The sequence below is a fragment of the Streptomyces tatrensis genome, from assembly GCF_049310065.1.
In the GTDB taxonomy this organism is placed as follows: Bacteria; Actinomycetota; Actinomycetes; order Streptomycetales; family Streptomycetaceae; genus Streptomyces.
Window position 1 is genome coordinate 5,093,725 of sequence record NZ_JBMDLB010000011.1, and the last position, 17,132, is coordinate 5,110,856.

Sequence of the window (17,132 nt, forward strand, 5' to 3'; positions counted from 1 at the left end):
ACTCCACGTGCTTCGGCCTCGTGGTCGGAGCCGAAGGGGCGGGGTGGTCAGGAGGGGCGGGCCGGGGCGGCGGGTGCTGCCTGCCGGACCTCGTCGGCGTTCTCGGCCTGCCGCGGGCCGGACGGAGCGGGCCTGTGGTGCAGACGCAGTGCGAGACCTCGGGGCTCGATGATGGCGCGGCCGCAGATGCCGACCGGCGCGGGTGTGGCGGGCGTCAACCTCCAGGTTCGTAGGATCGCGGCCAGGGCGAGGGTGATGTTCATCAGGGCGAACTCCCGCCCGACGCACTTGCGCGGGCCGGTGCCGAACGGGATGAGCGTCCCGGCACGTTCGGCCTGGGCGGCATCGCGGCCGTGGCCGTCCCAGCGGGTGTGGTCGAAGCGTTCCGGGTCGGGGAAGAGGTCGGGGCGGTGGTGCAGGACGTACGGGCTGATGAGGACGTCCGCTCCGGCCGGGATCCGGTAGCCGCCCAGGTCCGCGTCCGACACCGCGACCCGGCTGAACATCCAGGCGGCCGGGCGGATCCGGAAGGTCTCGGTGACGACGGCCGCCAGGGTCGGCAGACCGGCCAGGTGGTGGTGCCCGACTGGCTCCGTGCCGCAGGTGCGGTGGACCTCGGCGGCGACGAGGGCGTCCAGATCGGGGTTGCGGGACAGGTAGTGCAGGGCCCAGCCCAGCATGGAGGCGGTGGTGCCGATCCCGGCGATGAACATCGTCATGACCTGCTCGCGCACCTCACGGTCCGACAGGGCGTCGTCCGTGCCGTCCGGGGCGATGAGCATGGACAGCAGGTCGCCGTGGTCGCGGTCGTCCCGGCGATAGGCGTCGATGGTGGCGTCGATCTTCGCGTACAGGGTGGTGCGGGCCTGGTCGAAGCGGCGGTTGGCGGGAAGCGGGAGCCGTGCGACGGAGGGGGCCACCATGCGCAGGAAGGCGCCGGCGACGAGCGTGTTGACGTGCCCCAGCGTTTCGCCGACCGCTTCCGGCTCGGCGTCGGCGCCGGTGAACCAGGAGGCGAACATGGTGGACACGGTGATCCGCAGCGCGAGCTCCTGCATCACCGGGTAGGTGTCCATGACCTGGCCCTCTTGCCAGGATCCGAGGACGATGTCGCTCTCGCGCGCCAGCAGGCTGCTGTAGTCGGCGAGTTGGTGGGCATGGAAGGCCGGCTGGGTCAGCCGCCGGAGGCGGGTGTGCTTGGCGTTGGGACAGGTGGCCAGCCCGTCCCCGAAGAACAGGGCGATGTTGTCGAAGAACGGGCCGCCCTTGTCGAACCGACGGTGCTCCTTGACGAGGACCCGGGAGGCCAGGTCCGGGCCGCACACCACGTACGTGGGTCGGCTGCCCAGCCGGATCTCGACCAGGTCGCCATGGGCGGGCAGGGAGGACAGGAAGCCGGTCGGGTCCTGGAGCAGCTGCCGCAGGTGGCCCAGTACGGGGAGTGCGCCGGGTGCCCGGTTGATGGCGCGCATGGTCATTCTCCTCAGCTGTCTGCCGGCGCGAGCAGGGACGTCGCCCAGTCGGGCACGGTGCGGAAGGACTGGCCGCGGGTCGAGATGTGTTCCCACTCGTAGTCGCCGCAGATCCAGTCGTGCAGGATGTCCGCGTAGCCGAGCACCGCCGCCGCGTCAGCGGCATTCAAGTGGCGCAGCAGGCGCGTCAGGTCCTCCTGCTCCAGGACCGCGAGTTCGTCGACCTTCGCCTGGGCCAGGGCGGACGCCCGGTCCAGTGCCTCGCGGCGCGTGCAGCCGTGCCCGCGCTCGATGATGTGGACGGCATTGTGCAAGCCGGTCACGTCCTCGTGCGCCGTCGACAGGGCGTCGTTGCACAACGCGACGACATCCGCGCTGAGCTGCCGCATCCGCGCGAGCACCGGGTGGTGCCACAGCACCGCCGGCACCTCGATGCCACCCCAGTGCTCGCCCAGGTCGTTCTGCCCGTACGCGCACGTCGTCGCCGTCCGCAGCCGGAAGTACTCGCCCAGGTCGGTGTAGGTGTAGCCGTTGCTGCGATCGAGCGCCTCGGTCACCTGGGAGGAGAAGTACGACGTCCAGTGGTGACGCACGCGCCCCAGCAGCGTGGGCGACGCGCCCCGCACCATCCGGTCCCACAGGTCCACGAAGGCCACAATCGTTGGTGAGGCGTCCCGTCGCGGGACCGATCCGCCGTGCACGACGCCGACCAATGCGCGGCAGACGTCCGCCACGCGCTGTGGACTGCGGCCGAGATCACCGTCGAGTTGGTCGTCGAACGGCAGGAAGTACCAGCCCATCATCTGCGCGGCGATGGCGCACTGCCCGGCGCTCGCCTGCGGGTAGAAGAACCCCGCAACCTCGGCCAACCGCCAGTTGACGAAGTCTTCCTCCGCCAGGGCACCTTGCAGCAGGCCGAACCGTTTCATCCAGTCGATCGCCTCGTCCCGCGCCTGCTCCGTGTGCGGGTTCGCCCGTAGCGGCCATGGTGTGGTGAATGAGAATCCGTCGGACGACATGAGTTCTGTACCCTCCTGGGCGGCCACTGCGCCATGAGGCTATTGATCACAGTGAGTTGCCAGGACCACGAAGCCGTCTGGGACAGCAGGTTCCCCCCAAGGTGTTCACGCGGAGGCGGCGAGGTGCCGCGCAATGTTCGGCTGTCGCACGCCAGGACGGTGATCTGAAGGGGGCGGCGAGCGTCGCCATCCCCGTGATGTACCGCACGGGCTGACCCGCCCGGACGGCCCGCCCGACGGCACCGGCCGCGCGGGCCGTCCGTAACGCCGCTCTGGCGGAGATCGGCGGCGCCCGATGCCTCCTACCGGCTGGCCCGGACGTCCCTGCTGACTGTAGGAGGCGTCGCGTACGCCGACAGCGCGCTGCTGCCCGACTTCCGGGGCAAGGGCCTGGTGAGCGCCATCAGCAGCATCGACCCCGAGACCGAGGTCGAGCCCACGGACGCGTCCGGGCGCGGTCGCGAGGTGCTCTGGCCCGCCCAGTGGAAGGTCTGCGACCAGGCGCCTGCGCCGGAGTGAGGAACGTGAAGGTCCTCAAGCTCGGGGTCGTCAAGAAGGCTGAGCAGTGCCCGGCACGAACGCGGCGCTAGAAGGCGGATCCCCAGCGGCCCACCGTCGGCGCCACCGCTTGTTTTCGGTCCTGTTTCGCCTGGACGGGTTCTTCTGATCGATTTCCGAGGTGCGGGTGGTGTGACCTTGAGAGCGTGAGTGCTTCAGATCCCATCCCCTGGAGGGCTTCTTCATGACCAGTTACAGGCCGGACGTTCTCATCGTCGGCTCAGGTCCGGTCGGTTCCGCGTTGGCGCGTCAGCTCGTGCTTGATGAGGGCCTGGACGTGCTGATGATCGACGCTGGTGAGCAGGGGTCCGCCAGGTACGGGGCGAACCTCCGCAACGGGGCGGAGTTCCAGAAGGACCTCGACCTGTTCTCGAGCGTGGTCAAAAGGAGCCTGAGCAGCCTGTCGGTCCCGGGCGGCCCGCTTCCGTCCAACGCGTTCTTCTCGGCCACAAACCCGGAGCAGGATCCGCAGAGCAACCTTGCCGGGGCGGCGGCCACGCGCGCGGTCGGCGGCATGGGGACGGTCTGGGCCTGCGGGGTGCCGCAGTTCGCTCCGGAGCTGGAGCTCACCTGGGACGGCGAGCAATACCCCATCGACGTGGCGGCGATGGAGATCAGGTACAAGAAGGCCGGCGATCTGCTCGGGCTCTCGCTCGGCGCGTTCAAGGACTCCGTACCCCACCAGGCGGTCAGGAAGACGCTGCGGGCAGCCGGTCACGACACGGTGACCGAACTCCCGCTGGCGGCAGGCGTCACGGACAGCGGGGGGATCAACTGGGCCGGCGCCGACACGCTGCTGGGGCCGCTGAGCGACCCCGCCTTCCAGCCTGCCGCCGGCGGCTTCACCTTGCTCTCCCAACACCTGTGCAAGAAGCTCAGCATCGAGGAGGACGGTGGGCGCCGGCGCGTGGTCGGTGTCGAGGTGCGCAACCTGGATACCGGGGAGGAGGTGGATATCGTCGCCAAGGCGTACATCGTCGCCGGCGGCGCGGTGCTCACCCCGCAGCTGCTGTCTGCCTCGGGCCTCGACGACCATCTGCCGGTCCTCGGCCGCTACCTGACCGACTCGCCGGTGGCCTTCTGCCAGGTGCTACTGAAAAAGGAGATCATCGACGGGCTTCCGGGGCTGCTGACCGGCGATGCGCTGGAGCGCGTCCGGGCATACCAGAGCGCGAGTACGCACGACCCGCTTCCGATCCCGCCGGGCGAAGCCCCGCCCAACCTCTTCATCCCGCCCACTGAGGACCAGCCCTGGCAGGGACAGATCCAGCGTGTGGCCCACTCGTACGGAAGCCTCAACGAACGCGCCGACGGCCGGATCGTCGTCGACCTTCGCTGGTACGGCATCTGCCGGCCGCGTGAGGAGAATCGGGTGTCCTTCAGCCCGACCGTCCAGGACTCCTACGGCATGCCGCAACCCACGTTCCACTTCACGCTCGGTGAGGAGGAGAGCGCCAGCGCGCAGCGGATGGTGCAGCACATGCAGGACGTGGCCCGGGCCCTCGGCGACTACCTGACCGACTCGTCACCGAAGTTGATGACCCCGGGCATCGGAGGGCAGGCGGCCGGTACCACACGCATGGGCACCGACCGGCAGAGCAGCGTCGTCGACCCCGAGTCCCGGGTCTGGGACTTCGACAACCTCTTCCTGGGCGGCAACGGCCTGCACCCGTTCGGCAACGCGTCCAGCCCCACACTCACCAGCATCGCGACGGCTCTCCACGCAGTCGACGCGATCACCGCCACGGTCAGGAACGCCTGACCGCCGGCGGGCGCCGTTCCGGCGTGCGACCTTCGGGCGGAAGCGGGCCAAGGCGCGGGTGAGGGCCGGCATGCGGAAGTCGTTCAGTCCTCGAGGAAGGCCGCGCTGATCTACCAACACTCGGGCCACGAGCGCCAGAAGGAAGAGGTCTAGACAATGACGACGCCCCAGGTCGCTGACCTGGGGCTTCGTTGAAGAGTGGATGACGGGAATCGAACCCGCGCGATAAGCCTGGGAATCTACGGCGCGTGGGCGGTCAATTGCGGGGCTCGGGGAGGTAGCGCTTGTCGATCTTGCAGATGTAGGTGTAGTGCGGGTTGACCATCTGCGTGCAGCGGGCCTGCGCGGTAGGGCCGAGGAGGAGTTGGGCCTCCGTGCTGGTGAGCCCGTAGCCGGCCTGGAGCCAGTGGATCATCTCGGCGAACGCGGTCCGCATCGCGTCGTCGACCGGGCGTGCGCACCCGGTGGTGGCGATGTGGGTGGCGGTCTCGATGCGGGGCCAGTGCAGCCGGGGTGTGGGGGGCGCGACGTCGACCTGGATGCGCAGGCGGCCGCGGATCTCGACGGCTCCCATGCCGCTGCTCTCGCCGTCGCCCTGGAGGGCGTGCACGTCGCCGAAGTAGAGGTAGGCGCCGTCGTGGTGGACGCGGAAGCTGATGGTGCTGCCGTTGGTGACTTCCTGGATGTCGAGGTTTCCGCCGTGCGGCCCGTTGTCCAGGGTCATCACCTCTCCGGCGGCGGGGGCGACTCCGACCAGTCCGATCATGGGATGGGCGTCGAGGGTGAGGGTGTCGCTCCAGTGGATCAGGCCGTCCTCGACGCGGACCACGCGGGCCTGGATGTCGGCGGGCCGCTCGGCGAGCGGGTCGCCGAAGATGCTGAACTTCGGCCACAGGGCGGTGTAGCCGAGTCCGCGCACGCCGACGTCGAGGACGCGGACGTGCAGGGTGTCGCCGGGGCGGGCGCCGTTGACGCGGATGGGGCCGGTGGCGGGGTTGACGTAGGGGACGTTGATGTCGGCCTCGGTGAGCCGGTCGTCGGGGTGGGTGATCAGGTGGCCGCCGATGTTGAGTTCGGTGTCGACCTCGAAGACCTCTCCCGGCTCGACCTCGGCCTCGAAGGTGTCGCGGGCGCTGAGCGCGTACTTGACGTTCTTGTGGGTGATGACCTGGCCGCGGTCGAGCAGGGGTGCGGCGGGAGTCCGTGCTGTCATCGTTCTGCTGCTCCGGGGAATCGGGGGAAGGGCGGGGCAGAGGTGTGCGACCTGCTCAGCGGGCAGTGCGCAGCGGGGGAGTGAGGGACCGGCCCAGCCCGTGGGCGGTGGCGATCTCGTACGCGAGGGTCGCCGCGGCATGGTCCAGCATCGGGAAGCCGGTGGAGATGTAGCAGGTCGCGCCTGCGCTCGCCCGCGGCGAGCCCAGAGCCTGGTGGAGGTACGTGACCCCGTCCGGACGCAGCAGGTCGCGCTGCTGCCAGCGCTTGAGATCGCCGAGGCAGAAGCACAGGGGGCTGCCGACGAGGAAGGAAACAGGGGCGGTGGGAACGTCGTCGTCGAGCTCGCGGAGATTGTCGGCATCGGCGCCCACGCTGGCCACGAAACGCAGACCGTACGTATCGATGTCGGCACGGCCCAGCACCGGCCGCCGGGCATCGGTCGCCAGGACGACCGTGTCACAGCGCGAGAGCAACTCCGCGAGCGAGGAACACGGCACGACGGCCGGCCCCGACTCCAGCCGGCACAGCTCCCGCATCCGCTCGACGGCCCCGGGGGCCGGATCGAACACCGCGCAGCTGTCGATCAGGCCGGCGCGCTGGAAGGCGAGGGCCGTGTAGAACCCGACGCGACCCGCTCCGACGATGCCCAGCCGCGGAGCCGGTGCCTCGCCGGTGAAGGCGGCTTGCCGGCCCAGGAGGATCCCGATGGCCGTGCGCAGACTCGATAGGGCCGCCACGTCGAGAACGCCCATCACGTAGTGGTCTTGCGGATGGATGAGCAGGCACTTGCCGACGGAGATCTTGTCGGGGACCTCGGTCCGCGCCTCGTTGGTGCCGATCACCTTGACGGTCATCTGCTGCCCGTCGCTGTAGGGCATGACCCTCAGATCGCCGGGGACACCGTCGAAATAGAACAAGTCCTTCCCGCCGAAGGACTCCGGGCGGGAAGCGGCGTCCGCGTCCGTGACACCGGTCAGAATCTTCTCGGTGCGGGCCGTCAGCTCGTCGATGTGGTCGACGAGGATCCGGTGCACCAACGTTTCGTCCAGGTGCAGACACGGCTCGTCGTGCAGCCGCAGCAACTCGGCCACACGGGCGCCGTCCGGCACCGCCCGTCCAGGAACATCGCCACCGTGGGGCAGCACAGCAGATGGCACGTCGCTCTCGATTCCATGCGCAGTCGGCGGGCGGCGAACATCCGCCCGCCGACTAACCGATCGGTGACCGCACTGGTCACTGCACCGATGTCCGGGCTGTGGTCCGAGCAAGCGCATGCGGAGCGGCAACTGCCGCTCTGGCGATGAGAATTCGGGCTGAGGTCCCGGGCAGTGCTGGTGCAGTCGAATGGCGCGGCAAGCCCGAAAGGTCTGGACAACGAAGAAGGCCCAGGTCGCTGACCTGGGCCTTCTTGGAAGAGTGGATGACGGGAATCGAACCCGCGCTATAAGCTTGGGAATCTATGGCACGCAGGGCGTCCATATGGCTTCTGAGCTGCAGAAACAGTCTGCCAAGGGGGTCGTTTCGAGGGTCCGTCTGTACCTCTGTTGACCGCTCTTCACCGGTCCGAAGGGCACGGATGGGGCACGGGCCGGCTCAGGGTGCTCCCGGCGTGCCGCCGGAGACCGACACGACTCCCGATTCGTACGCTGCGATGACCAGCTGGGCCCGGTCCCGGGCGGAGAGCTTGGCCAGGAGACGGCCGATATGGGTCTTCACCGTGCCCATGCTCAGGTGCAGGCGCGCCGTGATCTCGTCGTTCGACAGGCCACATGCGATCAACTCCAACACCTCGCGTTCCCGCTCGGTGACCCCCGCTATCGGGACCGTGCCCCGGCCGGGCCCCGGTTCCGGGCGGCGGGTGAACTCCTCGATCAGGCGACGGGTCACCGACGGGGCCAGCAGGGAGTCGCCCGCGGCGACGACCCGGATCGCGGAGAGCACCTCCGCCGGCGGGGCGTCCTTGAGGAGGAAGCCCGCCGCGCCCGCCCGCAGGGCCGCGTAGACGTACTCGTCGAGGTCGAAGGTGGTCAGGATCAGCACCCGTACCCCAGCGGTCTCCGGGGAGGCGTAGATCCGCCGGGTCGCCTCGATGCCGTCCATGACAGGCATCCGGACGTCCATCAGGACCACGTCCGGCCGGTGCAGGCGCGCCATTTCCACGGCCTCGGCTCCGTCACCGGCCTCTCCGACGGCGCTGAGACCGGGCTCGTTCTCGACGAGGATCCGGAAGGAGCCCCGCAGCAACACCTGGTCGTCGACGACGAGTACGCGCGTCGCATCGGTCATTCGGTCCTCCTCGTGCCGTCCTGCGGCAGGCGGGCGGATACCGCGAAGCCCCCTTCGGGGCGCGCGCCCGCGCTGAACGTCCCGCCGTACATCATCGCGCGCTCCCGCATGCCGACCAGGCCGTGTCCTGCGGGCAACCCGCGGGCGCCGGCCCGTCCTCCGATGCCTCCGCCGTCGTCCGTGACGTCGATCCGTACCTCGCGCGGGTCCGCCTCGACCGTCACCCGGCAGCGTGCGGGGGCCGCGTGCTTCACCGTGTTGGTGAGGGACTCCTGGACGATGCGATGAACGGCCAGGGCGATTCCCGCCGGCAGGCCTCCGTCCGGGACCCGGACCGTGAGGTCGACGTCCACGCCGGCCCGTCGGGCCTGGTCCGCCAGCTGAGGGAGGGCCTCGATACCCGGTGCCGGGCCCAGCGGGGCCTCGGCGCGCAGCACACCGAGGGTGCGCCGCATCTCGGTCATGGCGGCCCGGCTGGTCTGCTCGATGACGCGCAGCGCGTCCACGGCTTCCTCGGGCCGTCGTCCGGCGACATGCCCGGCGACGCCGGCCTTCACGGCGATCAGGCTGAGGCTGTGCGACACGATGTCGTGCAACTCGCGTGCGATCCTGAGCCGTTCCTCGACGATGGCACGCTCGGTACGGCGGGCGGCGCGGTCCGCTTCCCGGGCCCGGCGGCCGCGCACCGCGAAGCCCGCCGCCCAGCCGCCGCCGAGGACCAGCCAGACGATGGCGGCCACGCCGGCCGCCCCGCTCCAGGTCTCGGCCGGGGTGACCACGGCCTCTCCGGTGAGGACGGCGGCTGCCGAGGCAGCGAGTGCGACGGAGAGTACGGGCACGGAGCGGCGCGGGGGCTGGGTGAGAGCGACCGCGTAGAGGATGAGACCGAGGGCGAGATACGGCTCGCGCGTGATGTCCAGGAGCGTGGCGGCGACGAGGCCGGCGAGCGCCGTGAAGACGGCCGGTACGGGCCACCGCCGCCGGGCCGCGACCGGGAGGCCGACCACCGCGGCCACGAGCACGCCCGCCCACACCGGTCCGGTGTAGGCGGGCTGGGCGTCGCTATCGGTCATTCGGGCGAATCCGGTGTACGCGGTGGTGATCAGGAGCGCGGCGGCCAGATCGAGTGCCAGCAGATGGCCGTCGCACGGTCGCCGGGGGAGACGCATGGCCCGACCGTACATCGTCAACCGGCCTGACCGATCACGGTCATGAGCGCGACGGTGACCGTGATCGCGGTGCTCCAGCGCAGTACGACGGCGCGGCGCGGTGCCCGGCCGTCGCGCAGCACGGTGATGCCCAGCGGGACGAGGGCGAGGCAGAGTCCGGCTACGGCCGCGACCGACAGCGGGGTGGTGCCCTTGAGTACGCCGAGCGGTAGCGCGGCGGCCGCCGCGAGGGCGAGGGCGCGTACCGGGCCGAGTATCCGGGCCCGCCAGGCTCCGACGGCCAGGAGCAGCCAGCCGCCCATGATCGCGAGGTTGAGGGCGCTGAAGATGTGGAAGGCGCCGTACGTCTCGCCGACGAACCGGGTGGCGGCCTCTGCCCCCTGCCGGTCGGCGAGCTGGAAGGCGAGGTGGTCCACACCGGCGTGGAACGTCCGGGCGAAGAGGCCGAGAACGGCGAAGATCCCGCCCCACAGGGCCAGTCCGGGGCTGCGACGGCCGATCCGAGATGCGAGTGCGGCAACGGCGGGCCACAGCAGCACGGTTCCGGCGGCGAAGGCGCCGTATGAGGCCGCGATCAGACCGGGGTGCTCGACGCGGGCGGCGAGCTGCTCGGGGAAGAAGAAGTGGAACGGCAGTCTCAACAGGACTCCCGTACCGAGAAGCAGCGGCCCGGTGACTAGAGAGACCCCGCCCGCCCAACGCCCGGGGAAGCCGGACCACTCCATCGGCAGCAGTCGGGCCTTCGCCGGGGACGCGAAGTCGCCTACGGGGGATGTGCTCCGTGTGGTCGTCATGCCCGAACGATCCCGCCAGCGAGGGCCTCGCCGCGTCGGAGTACGGTCTGCTTCCCGACATCGGCCCCAGGCCCGACGAGGCCCATTCCCCTGGCCCGGCATCAGACCACGGTCCGACACGGGCCCCGACCTACTGGTGCGCAAGCGGTGCGGAGCTCCTTAACAGGTCTGGGCAAAACAGAAGCCCCAGGTCGCTGACCTGGGGCTTCGTAGAAGAGCGGATGACGGGAATCGAACCCGCGCTATAAGCTTGGGAATCTACGGCGCGGAACGCATCCGTATGGCCTTGACCTGCGTAAACAGGGGCGATCGGGCCCCTTCCTGAGCCCTTGCTTAAACCGGTTCTGACCGCTGTTGACCCTCACTAAGGGCACGGTTGGGGCACGGCCTTCGCGTTGGCGTCCCACAGGGGCCGCGAGTCGTCCGGATCGCCTACGAGTTGCCGTCGCTGACAGGCCGCCGAGCATGGGGATTGCGCTCGCAAGCGTCAGGCGGACGGGGTGGGGGTGATCTCCGCGATCCCCTACCGCGAGGCCGGCAGACCGGCATCTGCGCGGGGGCGGCGGCCCATGTCGACGAGGCCGCACCCGGCAAGGAGACGGTCGCCGACCGTGTGGCAGCTCTGCGGTCAGCGCTGCCCGGTCGGCCTACGACCGCCACAGTCCGACCTTGACCCCTCGCCTGCCGTGGGCACCCCAGGTCAGGTAGCAGAGCTCCTTGTCGAAACCTCACCGAGCCGGAACTACAGGGCCCTGTACGGGTGCGGGCGCGGCCGGATCGGCACCCGTACAGCTCGTGGCCGGGGTTGGTTCAGTCGGCACTCGGGCGCCACGTACTTGCCTGCCGTGAAGCAGCACTCGCTCCCCACAGCCAGACCAGCAGCGCCATGGCACCGGCACCGCCGACGACGCCGAGCAACAGCGGCCATGAGACTTCGAAGAACTCGTTCCGGTGGGTGCCCGAGGTGAGCGGTGACGCGAGCCATACATGCGTGAGGAGGCCCAGCAGCGCGGCCGTGACGAGCGGAATGAAGAGGGAGAAGAATGCCGCGCTGAAGTAAATGGTCCGGCTGCCCGTGAGGACGCTCAGTGCGGTGATGCGGCGCGCGAAGCGCATGAACTCCGCGAGGTTTCCGACTGTGATGGAGATCGCGACGACCGCGACGCCGAAGGCACCGAAGAGCAGCAGCCACAGGCTCTTCCTGGCGAGATCCTTCGACCCGCCCAGCCACTCACCACCGATGGTGCCGACATGCGGGGCCAGGCCGAGGTGGGAGTTGGCGGCCTGTTTCACCGCAGGGATGGGGAGGTCCCTGCCATCGGTACTCACCAGGAGCATCGACTGCCCGGCCGGTACCTCCGCGGCACGGACCGAGAAGCCGTTGACTCCGCCCAGCCAGTTGGACATCTCCTGAATGCGGATGTCATGGCCAGGGTCGCGGGGGTTGATCGTTGTGCCGGCGTCCGAGCACGGGAGGGACAGTTTTTGGAGGGTCTCGCAACGCCCGGTGACCTCCAAGGTCCCCTTCCTGTGGTCGGCGCTCACGCGGAGGTCTCCTACCCGGTCGGGTAGGGCGTCGAGGAAGGGCTTCGTCGAGGTGACTCCCTCGGGTATCCCGACGATCAGCACGCTGCTGCCGATGCGCGCCTCGGTCTGCTCGGCGAGCACTGCGGGTCCTGCCGTGCGGGCGTACCACAGCTGGGTCTGGCCGATAACGACGAAGGCGATCACCACCCCGGCGGTGAGCCGTGCTACGGCTCCGGGCCAGGCCATCATCCAACGGCCCGCCAGGAGCGCGCCGGAGCGTCCGGTCCGGCGGCCCGCTCGGGCGAGGCCGCGCCCGGCGACCGCAGTGAGCAGGGCGATGACCGAGGGCAGAGTGGCCAAGGTCCCCATGAGCCCGACAACATAGATCGTCTGACGGATCATCGGACTGCTGGTCCACTCGGGCCCGCGGATCGCGATCAGGATCATGACGGGGAAGAGGTACGGCCACCAGCGCGGCAGCCGTGAGGATGCCTGACGTGGCCTGGTCTCGTGGCCACGTCCGCGCTGCGGCGGGTGCAGCAGTACCACGGCGAGCAGCACGAGGAGGCCGCCGAGGACCGGCGCAAGCAGTAGCGACGACCATGCATGCCGGGCGTCGACGGCGGCGAGGGTGAAGTCGACGATCGGGAGGGTGAGGTCCGTGCTCATCACGGTGATGTTCGCCACCGCGGCGATGAGCACACCAATCGTGGTGGGCAGCAAGGCCTCGCCGACGTTGAGAGCGGCCCGGGCCCTTTGGCCACCGCCGAGGGCAGTCAGCAGCGCCGTGCGCTGGTCGCGCGCGTCGGAGCCGGTGCGGGCTGCAGCCACGGCGAGAGCCCCGGAGGGCAGCGCCGCCATCAAGAGCAAGACATTGAGGATCATGAAGATCGGCTCGGGGGCGGTAGCGTCACCGAGGGGGAAGGGGCCGGTGCCGCCGTAGCCGGAGATCGGTTGCATCTGGCTGGGATCCGCCATGCCTGCGGGCGGGCGGGCGTAAGCCAGCAGTTCCCCCGGGGAGGTGAGGCCCGCGGCGCCGATGACTCCTACGACGGCTCCGTACCGGCTGTCGATCTCGTCTGAGGTACCCGCTTTGCTGAGCGCCTCCGACATGACCACTTCGCCGGGCCCGGGCCACTGAGAGAGTCCGGGGGGAAGCGGCGAGTCCTCAGTAATGGGCTCGATGTACACCACGGAGAACGGAATGCGGCCGGAGAGCTCGTCTGTCTGTTCGCTCCACAGCCCCCTGGTTTCCGGGGCTGTGGCGGACTGGGTGAACACAGGACCGCGAGCCTCTGCCCGGGTGTCCCGGCCGTCGTACGCGGCGAAGGCGAGGACCGCTGCTGTGGCTGTGATGCTCAGTGCGAGAGCGGCGCACGCGAGGGCGACGGCACGGATGTGGCTACCGGAACGCCGTGCGGCGGAGCCGATGCGTATGAGCTGCCACCACACGACGGCGCCGCTGCGCACCGGCGTCATGATGCGGTCCGTTCGACCAGGACACCGTCGGCGAGCTGCCAGGTCCGGTCCGCCCGTGCGGCCACTTGGGGGTCGTGGGTCACGGTCAGCAGCGCGCAGTTCCGTTGCTTGGGCAGGGAGAACAGCATGTCGGCGACGCTCTCCCGGTTCGCCTCGTCGAGGGCCCCGGTGGGTTCGTCGGCGAGCAGGAGTGAGGGCTTGTTGATGAGAGCGCGGGCGACGGCGGTGCGCTGGCGCTCGCCGCCAGAGAGGGAGGCGGTGGGGGTATCGGACACCGGGACGCCGAGTTCGTCGAGCAGTGCTGCCGCCTCGTCGTAGGCGATTCGTCGCGAGGTTCCGGACAGCAGGGCTGCGAGGGCGACGTTCTCCAGCGGACTCAACTCAGGCAGCAGCTCACCGAACTGGAAGACGACACCGATCGCCGTCCGCCGGTGCTCAGCAAGTCCGCGACGGCTGAGCCGGGTGAGGTCGGTGCCCGCGATCCGCACGATCCCATCCGCCTTGACGAGTCCCAGCGCGCACGAGAGCAGGGTGCTCTTCCCGCTGCCGCTGGGGCCCATGACGGCGGCGGACTCGCCGGCCAACAGGGTCAGGTCGAGGCCGTCGAAAAGGACACGGTCGCCGATCGAGTAATGCAGCGACCTGAGTTCGAGTGCCGTGCTGTTCGCTGCGCGCCCGTGGGTGCGCTGTGCCTGACTGGTTGTTGGTTCCATACTTCCCTCACTGAAATGAAAAAGGGGTCACTGCCGAGTAGTGAATCTGGCAGTGACCCCATTCATGTTTCACATGGCCCGGCGGTGGTCACACCCGCCGAACACAGTCTTAGCGGCTGGACGCCCAGCTGCCGCAACTGTCCGGCGACCACTCGATGCTCTGGCAGGCGCGGAGCTTCCAGATGGTGCTACCCGAGGCACTGTAGACCGTGGTGCCGTTACCGCTCTTGTTGTGCAGGGTGCGCATGGTGTTGTCAACGGAGCGGTAGTACTCCGTGTAAACGGTGCGCTCGTCGGCGCGGGTGTCCTTGATCGCCACGCTGGTGTTGGTGCCGTAGCTGTAGGCGTGGGCCTGCTGGTAGGTGCCCCAGGAATACGAGTTCAGATCTGCGGCCATCGCAGGGGTCGCCCCCAGCAGGGTCGCAGCCCCGAGCAGGAGTACCGCGCCTCGTATTGCCGTCTTTCGCTGCATTTACTTCCCCACAGTTTTCGCTGGTCTCCGCTGCTATGTCCACAGCGGCTGGCAGTCGGAGAGTGGGCCCGCCCTCCAACCGGCGCAGGGGGAAGCAGAAACGCACGCGCCCCCCCGGTGCGGTCACAGATAACCACAGATGAACTTCCCGATGAAATCCCTATTCCTGTGAGAGGGCTTAGAGGTCCGGGGTTTCATGCCAGAGATCTTTCAACTCCATTAGGCAGTCCACCCGTTGGGGCAGCGTGATCATTCCTGGGGGTTGGAGCTGTCGGAGCATGTAATTCCGTTTATGGGGACAATTTCTTCATGCGTGGTCCCTTAGTCCCAATCGCGCCTAACCTGTCGATCCGAAACGCTTTGAGTTCAAGCTCGTTGATGGTGTGTGAGTGATCTTGTGGGGGCAGTGCGGGCCCGGGTCCGGGTCGTCACCCTTCCCGGAAGCTGATCGGGCCATCGAGGTGATGTACCGGAACCTCGGCGGGGGCATCGAGTCCCAGGTGACGTTCCGTGCGACCGGAGACCGGCAGGAGCCCTTGGAGAGGCACTTCGTGGGGAACCACTCCGACGACTGGCCCGAGGACATCGCGTTCGTGATCAACGCCGGTCGCGCCGAGCACCTGCAGTAGACCACCCGGGCAACGCGCTGGACCGTCGCGCGCTCCATTAGTCCGTCAGCCAGTTAGGCGAGCTGCTCGATCGCGAAGCTCCTCGGCTTCCGGGACTCCGTTGTGCCGGCGCAGGCGGACGCGCATGTCCTGGAGGGCGGCCTGGACCTTCACGGAGCGGATGCCGTCGGCGCAGTCGAGGAAGTCGCGCCAGGTGGCCATGGCTCCGTCGACGTCGCCTTGGCGCAGGCGGACGCCGCCGAGGTCGGCGAGGACGATGGCTCGGGTGCGGCGGCGGTCGAGGCCGTGGATGTCGAGGGCGAGGTGGAGGTGTTCTTCGGCTGCGTTGAGGTCGCCGAGGCGGGAGAGGATCATGCCGGACTCGTGGGCCCAGCGGCCGGGGGAGTAGTGCGCTGCCCAGGAGTCTCCGCCCGCGGCTGTCGGTTTGCCGATGGCCGCCTCGGACATGGCGAGGTGCTTGGCGGCCATGCGGCGGTCGTCGTCCTGGGCGGCGGCGTTGGCGAGGGTGGCCTCGTAGTAGGCGACGGCTCGCGGGTTGTCGAGGTGCCGGCCGTAGTCCACGCAGGCTTCGCCGAGCTGGACGGCTTCCGCCCGATAGCCGAGGTCGACGCACTGCACGGCGAGGCCGCGGAGGGCCGTGGCGGACAGCTCCGGGTCGCCAGCCTCGGCGGCCAGGCGGAAGGCGTGTGCGTAGTAGCCCTGGGCGAGCCCGCGCAGTTCGGGGGTGTCGCCTTCGTCCTGGGCCATCCAGCCGGCGAGGTGGACGAGCTGGGAGGTGGCGGCGAACAGGTCGCGGCCGGTGGCCTCGGTGAAGCGGCCCTCCAGCCAGGGTGCGACGTCCTGGGTGAGGTAGCGGACGGCCAGGTGGCGGGCGTGGCCGCCGCCGAGTTCGGAGGCCGAGTCACCCAGGGCCTTCACCATGTGGCGTACGGCTGCCACCTCACCCCGGCCCACCCGGACGGCGCCTGGGGGAGCGGTCGTGGTCCGGCGGGTGATGCTGTCCATGTCGGGCAGTCCGAGGGCGGACAGGGCGTATCCGCTGGACGCGAGGATGAAGTTTCGGCGGTCCACGTCGCTCCTTCCCAGGTGTAGGACTGATGCAACGGTATCGGCGTGGAGTGCCACCGGCACGGCCTCTGGAAGGTTGATCGCTTCCGGGTTCAGGGCCAACACCTGGGCGATGTACGGCCACCAGTGATCCGGTGTCCGCTCGCCCTCTATCCAGCGGCGTGCGTGCTGGCGCTGGAGGCGGCGCGGGTTCCCGCTCTCCGCAAGGCCGAGGGCGCGCGCCAACTCGGAGGGTCCCCAGCCTCGTTCCTGGCATGCCTGCTTGATCAGATCCGCGACGGCCGGGTTCTTCGGCACCCCGTCACCCTCCCCACCTGGATTACGCGGGATTACGCAGGACTACATCCTGGGCTCTGTCCCCGGGCTGTGGATCGCCGTTGACTGAACATCACCCCCTGGATCTCCGATTGGCTCGAACAGGCCCTGCTCAGGGCCTGTTGGCGCCTGCCCGGACGCGTGAGAGGAACCACCGGTGACGACGACCGAACAGGACCCCAGCACTCGCACGACGACCCCGATCGTCCGGGGCCTCGCCCTCCTCGACAAGGACCCCCGTTACGACCGCCGGACCGGGAACGCGGCCCTGTCCGTCGAGGTCTGCTTCCTCGACGGGACGAAGACCACCGCGACGCTCGACATGGACCCCGGACGGGTCCTGCTGCTGAGCCTCCAGTTGGAGCGGGCCATCGCCCTGCGCTCGGAGGACCCGAAGGCGGCGTCCGCGTGAGCCGCCCCGCGTTATCCGACCCGCCCGGAACGGCCCTGACCTGGGTGTGGGCACTCGGTACGGCCGCAGGGCTCGCGATGGTCGGCCTGCTCGCCCAGGGCGAGTACGCGGCTGCGCAGGTGGCCATGGCGCACCCCTCGCTCAGCGTCGACGACAGAGGCCCGGACGACGCCACCGGATAGAGCGTCCCGAATCCGATCGCGCAGATCGCCCCTCACGGCAGGTGCTGACAGCACCTTCGC

General features: G+C 69.4%; 16 protein-coding genes. 5 read left to right on the forward strand and 11 right to left on the reverse strand.

Features of this window, described 5'->3' with window-relative positions:
- Positions 1-47: 47 nt before the first annotated feature.
- Both ACODT5_RS39130 and ACODT5_RS39135 read right to left on the reverse strand, forming a co-directional pair.
- Entirely contained in the window at positions 48-1,472 is a 1,425-nt protein-coding gene (locus tag ACODT5_RS39130; RefSeq protein ID WP_422523758.1) for a cytochrome P450, read from the reverse strand.
- An 11-nt stretch (positions 1,473-1,483) separates the two neighbouring features.
- A complete protein-coding gene (locus tag ACODT5_RS39135; RefSeq protein ID WP_422523759.1) occupies positions 1,484-2,491 on the reverse strand; it encodes a terpene synthase family protein in 1,008 nt (335 codons plus the stop codon).
- 393 nt (positions 2,492-2,884) lie between these two features.
- Here ACODT5_RS39135 and ACODT5_RS39140 point away from each other — a divergent pair, with 393 nt between their 5' ends.
- Entirely contained in the window at positions 2,885-3,010 is a 126-nt protein-coding gene (locus ACODT5_RS39140; RefSeq protein ID WP_422523760.1) for a hypothetical protein, read from the forward strand.
- A 223-nt stretch (positions 3,011-3,233) separates the two neighbouring features.
- On the forward strand, positions 3,234-4,811 hold the full coding sequence (locus ACODT5_RS39145) for a GMC oxidoreductase (protein ID WP_422523761.1): 1,578 nt from the start codon (positions 3,234-3,236) through the stop codon (positions 4,809-4,811).
- Positions 4,812-5,067: 256 nt separating this feature from the next.
- Here ACODT5_RS39145 and ACODT5_RS39150 read toward each other — a convergent pair whose 3' ends face one another.
- The 8 genes from ACODT5_RS39150 to ACODT5_RS39185 form a co-directional block, all read right to left on the reverse strand.
- Positions 5,068-6,024: an acetamidase/formamidase family protein gene (locus ACODT5_RS39150; protein WP_422523762.1), complete on the reverse strand. Its 957-nt coding sequence runs from the start codon at positions 6,022-6,024 to the stop codon at positions 5,068-5,070.
- 55 nt (positions 6,025-6,079) lie between these two features.
- Entirely contained in the window at positions 6,080-7,117 is a 1,038-nt protein-coding gene (locus ACODT5_RS39155; protein WP_422523763.1) for a hypothetical protein, read from the reverse strand.
- A 502-nt stretch (positions 7,118-7,619) separates the two neighbouring features.
- Positions 7,620-8,312: a response regulator gene (locus ACODT5_RS39160; RefSeq protein WP_422523764.1), complete on the reverse strand. Its 693-nt coding sequence runs from the start codon at positions 8,310-8,312 to the stop codon at positions 7,620-7,622.
- Positions 8,309-9,481: a sensor histidine kinase gene (locus tag ACODT5_RS39165; protein WP_422523765.1), complete on the reverse strand. Its 1,173-nt coding sequence runs from the start codon at positions 9,479-9,481 to the stop codon at positions 8,309-8,311. Before ACODT5_RS39165 ends, ACODT5_RS39160 begins: the two co-directional genes overlap by 4 nt.
- A 17-nt stretch (positions 9,482-9,498) precedes the next feature.
- A complete protein-coding gene (locus ACODT5_RS39170) occupies positions 9,499-10,275 on the reverse strand; it encodes a hypothetical protein (protein ID WP_422523766.1) in 777 nt (258 codons plus the stop codon).
- Between the two features lie 810 nt (positions 10,276-11,085).
- On the reverse strand, positions 11,086-13,281 hold the full coding sequence (locus ACODT5_RS39175) for a hypothetical protein (protein WP_422523767.1): 2,196 nt from the start codon (positions 13,279-13,281) through the stop codon (positions 11,086-11,088).
- A complete protein-coding gene (locus tag ACODT5_RS39180) occupies positions 13,278-13,994 on the reverse strand; it encodes an ABC transporter ATP-binding protein (RefSeq protein WP_422523768.1) in 717 nt (238 codons plus the stop codon). The genes ACODT5_RS39175 and ACODT5_RS39180 overlap by 4 nt, the downstream gene beginning before the upstream one ends.
- Before the next feature lie 109 nt (positions 13,995-14,103).
- On the reverse strand, positions 14,104-14,466 hold the full coding sequence (locus tag ACODT5_RS39185) for a hypothetical protein (RefSeq protein WP_422523769.1): 363 nt from the start codon (positions 14,464-14,466) through the stop codon (positions 14,104-14,106).
- A gap of 464 nt (positions 14,467-14,930) precedes the next feature.
- On the opposite strand from ACODT5_RS39185, the gene ACODT5_RS39190 reads away from it, so the two are divergent.
- Positions 14,931-15,095 carry a hypothetical protein gene (locus ACODT5_RS39190; protein ID WP_422523770.1) on the forward strand — a complete coding sequence of 55 codons (165 nt, stop codon included), beginning with the start codon at positions 14,931-14,933 and terminating at the stop codon, positions 15,093-15,095.
- A 45-nt stretch (positions 15,096-15,140) separates the two neighbouring features.
- Here the strand turns inward: ACODT5_RS39190 and ACODT5_RS39195 are convergent, their stop codons facing one another.
- Positions 15,141-16,166, reverse strand: a complete 1,026-nt coding sequence (locus ACODT5_RS39195; RefSeq protein ID WP_422523771.1) for an NsdA family TPR-like regulatory protein — start codon at positions 16,164-16,166, stop codon at positions 15,141-15,143.
- Between the two features lie 469 nt (positions 16,167-16,635).
- On the opposite strand from ACODT5_RS39195, the gene ACODT5_RS39200 reads away from it, so the two are divergent.
- Positions 16,636-16,890 carry a hypothetical protein gene (locus tag ACODT5_RS39200; RefSeq protein ID WP_422523772.1) on the forward strand — a complete coding sequence of 85 codons (255 nt, stop codon included), beginning with the start codon at positions 16,636-16,638 and terminating at the stop codon, positions 16,888-16,890.
- Positions 16,887-17,072 (forward strand): hypothetical protein, encoded by a 186-nt coding sequence (locus ACODT5_RS39205; protein ID WP_422523773.1) that lies wholly within the window; start codon positions 16,887-16,889, stop codon positions 17,070-17,072. Before ACODT5_RS39200 ends, ACODT5_RS39205 begins: the two co-directional genes overlap by 4 nt.
- Positions 17,073-17,132: the final 60 nt, after the last annotated feature.

Bases quoted from the DNA above. Each gene is read 5' to 3' on its own strand.
- ACODT5_RS39130 (WP_422523758.1), bottom strand. From the start codon at position 1,472: ATGCGCGCCATCAACCGGGCACCCGGCGCACTCCCCGTACTGGGCCAC.
- ACODT5_RS39135 (WP_422523759.1), bottom strand. From the start codon at position 2,491: ATGTCGTCCGACGGATTCTCATTCACCACACCATGGCCGCTACGGGCG.
- ACODT5_RS39145 (WP_422523761.1), top strand. From the start codon at position 3,234: ATGACCAGTTACAGGCCGGACGTTCTCATCGTCGGCTCAGGTCCGGTC.
- ACODT5_RS39150 (WP_422523762.1), bottom strand. From the start codon at position 6,024: ATGACAGCACGGACTCCCGCCGCACCCCTGCTCGACCGCGGCCAGGTC.
- ACODT5_RS39160 (WP_422523764.1), bottom strand. From the start codon at position 8,312: ATGACCGATGCGACGCGCGTACTCGTCGTCGACGACCAGGTGTTGCTG.
- ACODT5_RS39165 (WP_422523765.1), bottom strand. From the start codon at position 9,481: ATGCGTCTCCCCCGGCGACCGTGCGACGGCCATCTGCTGGCACTCGAT.
- ACODT5_RS39170 (WP_422523766.1), bottom strand. From the start codon at position 10,275: ATGACGACCACACGGAGCACATCCCCCGTAGGCGACTTCGCGTCCCCG.
- ACODT5_RS39175 (WP_422523767.1), bottom strand. From the start codon at position 13,281: ATGACGCCGGTGCGCAGCGGCGCCGTCGTGTGGTGGCAGCTCATACGC.
- ACODT5_RS39180 (WP_422523768.1), bottom strand. From the start codon at position 13,994: ATGGAACCAACAACCAGTCAGGCACAGCGCACCCACGGGCGCGCAGCG.
- ACODT5_RS39185 (WP_422523769.1), bottom strand. From the start codon at position 14,466: ATGCAGCGAAAGACGGCAATACGAGGCGCGGTACTCCTGCTCGGGGCT.
- ACODT5_RS39190 (WP_422523770.1), top strand. From the start codon at position 14,931: ATGTACCGGAACCTCGGCGGGGGCATCGAGTCCCAGGTGACGTTCCGT.